Here is a 2,835-nt window from a genome sequence, read left to right as displayed (position 1 = left end):
GACGCCGGCCCGGAGATGCAATCGTGAGCCCGTCCGGCCGCCGGCCCTCTCCCTTCGCCGGGCCGGGGCAGGCCGTGCGCAGCCTGCTCACCCTGGCAACCCTCGCCGCCGGCGCACCGGCGTTCGCCGCCGTCTGCACCTATGCGGAAACCGGCGCCTCGCTGGGCGCCGCGTCTTCCTTCGCCGTGCGCGACGGCAGCCTGACCACGCCAGGCAGCTTCTCCATCACCTGCGGCTCCGGGCTGCTGTCGCTGCTGTCCACCGACAGCGTGCTGCGGGCCACGCTCACCAGCGACAACGGCTTTTTGCTGCGCAACATCAGCGACAGCACCAAGGCCATCGGCTACCAGGCGGGCAACGGCAGCGGGCTCACCTATTCGTCGGGCCTGCTGGTGATCAACGCCACCGGGGCCAACATCCTCACCCTGCTGCCCAACCGCAAGGCCACCGTGCCGGTGCAGATCGCCACGCTGAACGCCAACGTCCCGGCCGGCACCTACCGCGACACCCTGCGGCTGGCCTGGACCTACAACCTGTGCGACGGCGCGGGCCTGCTCGCCACCTGCCTGGGCACGGTGTACGCCGGCACGGCCACGCGCACCGTGACGGTGGAACTGCAGGTGAACAACGACTGCCTCATCACGCCCGGGGCCATCAACTTCGGCAGCGCCGCGCTGCCCACGGGCTTCGGCGAGGCCGCGTCGCAGGTGGCGATGGTGTGCACCAGCGGCATGGTCTACACCGTCGGCCTGGGGCCGGGCAGCAACCCGAGCGGCGGGCGGCGCCAGATGGCCAACGGCAGCAACCGGCTGGCCTACGACATCTTCTTCGGCGCGGGCACCACGCCCTGGGGCACGACCGTCGGCTCCCGCGTGTCCAGCAGCCAGGCCACGTCCGGCCCGGCGGGCGGCATCGCCAACGGCACGGGGTCGCACGTGTTTCCGTACCGCGCCCGCGTGTACCCCGACCAGGCCGCGCCGGTGGAGGGCACCTACCTGGACAACGTGGTGGTGGACGTGCAGTTCTGAGCCGCACCACCCATCCAGCCCGTCCGCCCCGAAAATCCAGCCGAACAGGCCGCCAGCGCAATCAACACTAGGGCATTTTGCTATATTTTTAATAGCAAATGCCCGTGAAAGCCCCGATCAATGGTGGTGGCCGTGCCCGCCGTGCACGTGGCGGTGCACCACTTCTTCCGGCGAAGCCGGCCGCACCTCGGTCACCTTGCAGGAAAAGCGCAGCGCCTGGCCGGCCAGCGGGTGGTTGCCGTCCAGGTGCACCTCGGGGCCCTTGATCTTGACCACGTTGAACACGTGCTCGCGCCCGTCGTTGCCCGCGCCGCGCAGTTGGCCGCCCACCTTCACACCGGGCGGGAACTCGCTCTTGGGGATGGTGCGCACCAGGCTTTCGTCACGCTCGCCGAAGGCCTCGGCCGCGGTCAGGTCCAGCGTGGTGGCAAAGCCCGTGGCCTGGCCGTCCAGCACGGCCTCCACCTTCGGAAAAATGCCGTCGTAGCCGCCGTGCAGGTACGCCATGTGGCCGGAATCGAGCGGCTTGCCCTGCGGCGTGGTGACCTTGTAGCTCAAGGTGACGGCGGTGTCTTTGGAGATGTTCATGGAGGGAGGGTCCGGACAGGTCGGTGGATCGGTCGAAGCCGGGCGGCGTGCGCCCGGCGGTGCAGGCCTGCATTGTCGAGCAACACGCGCGCCATGGGTGCCCGCAGCCAGATCACCCGGAAACGGCCTCGCAGCAGTTCCCCGATTCCACGAACGGCTACTTTTTCTGCCTGAACTTCGGTTTTCCCACCCTGCTGACAAGCAACGCCACGACGACGACGACCATGACCAAAAATGCGTACTGGCCCAGAAACTGGAAAGCGCCCCAAGCGAGCACCGCCAACACGATGCAAAGCAGCAGGAATAGAAGGCTATTCATCACGCATAGCTGAAATTGGACGGAGCGATTTTGGCTTGCATTCCAAAGCGTGCCCGGCCCGGATGATTTTTCTGAATGACCTGGGGGTTGTTGGCATAGAAGGCTGCCAGCCCATCGAACTCCAGTTTGTTCTGGCGAGCCATCACGAAAAGATCGGACATGCGTGATCCACAGCCGAGTGAGCGCCCCGCAGCCACCGCGATGCTGCCGATGGCCGCTCCGGTGTACGCGGAGGCCCCGATGGAGGCAGCCACCGCCAGCTTTTCCAGACCCACAGTGGCGCCGACCAGTTCAGCCATCGTGGCGCCTTTGCCCAACGTGGCCAGGGTCCCCACCATCGTCGAGGCCGTGCTGAGGGCCGTGTTGTAGGTATCAAACAGCGTGGACGGCACGGGCAAGCCCAAATCCTGCATGTTCTCGTTGAAGTATTTTTTTGAAATCGCCTGCGGCGTAGCACTGCCCCATCCATCGACTCCGGTAGTGAGGGAGCACAGATGCTAAATCGGGCCTCTCCATCCCACGGCAATAACCATTTGCACACAAAAAATGACAGTCCGATCACCCGGCCGATGGCAATCCCACATCCACCGGCGCGGGCACGTCCGGCGCCGCGCCCGGCCGCTGCGCGAACCGGCCCAGGGTCGGCCCGTGCACCGGCGCCGCATCGCCCCAGGGCCAGCCGCCGAAGCCGGTGCGGCGGTAGTCGGCCAGGGCCTCGGCGATTTCCTGCTGCGTGTTCATCACGAAGGGGCCGTACTGCACCACCGGCTCGGCCAGGGGCCGGCCCTGCAGCAGCAGGAATTCGGCGTCGGCCGTGCCGCCGTTGTGCAGTGCCACCGCCTCGCCCGCGCGCAACTCCAGCGCGGCGTGGTCCACCGGGCGGCCCGCCAGCGTGACGCC

5 protein-coding genes are annotated in these 2,835 nt (G+C 67.4%); 2 read left to right on the top strand and 3 right to left on the bottom strand.

The features are described 5' to 3' along the window. A partial coding sequence (locus AC27IQ_RS21840) for a Csu type fimbrial protein (RefSeq protein ID WP_487090767.1) occupies positions 1-1,028 on the top strand: 1,028 nt, incomplete at its 5' end. Positions 1,029-1,145: 117 nt separating this feature from the next. Here the strand turns inward: AC27IQ_RS21840 and AC27IQ_RS21835 are convergent. Continuing rightward, positions 1,146-1,616 carry an FKBP-type peptidyl-prolyl cis-trans isomerase gene (locus tag AC27IQ_RS21835; RefSeq protein ID WP_272566680.1) on the bottom strand — a complete coding sequence of 157 codons (471 nt, stop codon included), beginning with the start codon at positions 1,614-1,616 and terminating at the stop codon, positions 1,146-1,148. Between the two features lie 23 nt (positions 1,617-1,639). Between AC27IQ_RS21835 and AC27IQ_RS21830 the strand changes: the two genes are divergently transcribed. After that, a complete protein-coding gene (locus tag AC27IQ_RS21830; protein ID WP_487090766.1) occupies positions 1,640-1,948 on the top strand; it encodes a hypothetical protein in 309 nt (102 codons plus the stop codon). Here AC27IQ_RS21830 and AC27IQ_RS21825 read toward each other — a convergent pair. Together AC27IQ_RS21825 and AC27IQ_RS21820 are read right to left on the bottom strand one after the other, a co-directional pair. Further along, entirely contained in the window at positions 1,935-2,348 is a 414-nt protein-coding gene (locus tag AC27IQ_RS21825) for a hypothetical protein (RefSeq protein ID WP_487090765.1), read from the bottom strand. The genes AC27IQ_RS21830 and AC27IQ_RS21825 overlap by 14 nt on opposite strands. Positions 2,349-2,493: 145 nt before the next feature. Next, positions 2,494-2,835: pirin-like C-terminal cupin domain-containing protein (locus tag AC27IQ_RS21820; RefSeq protein WP_487090764.1), on the bottom strand; the 342-nt coding region annotated here is incomplete at its 5' end.

This window comes from Acidovorax sp. KPB24-07, assembly GCF_057543315.1.
Note: the sequence above shows the minus strand (reverse complement) of the source record. Positions and strands in the feature narration are given on the sequence as shown.

Bases quoted from the DNA above. Each gene is read 5' to 3' on its own strand.
- AC27IQ_RS21835 (WP_272566680.1), bottom strand. From the start codon at position 1,616: ATGAACATCTCCAAAGACACCGCCGTCACCTTGAGCTACAAGGTCACC.
- AC27IQ_RS21825 (WP_487090765.1), bottom strand. From the start codon at position 2,348: ATGCAGGATTTGGGCTTGCCCGTGCCGTCCACGCTGTTTGATACCTAC.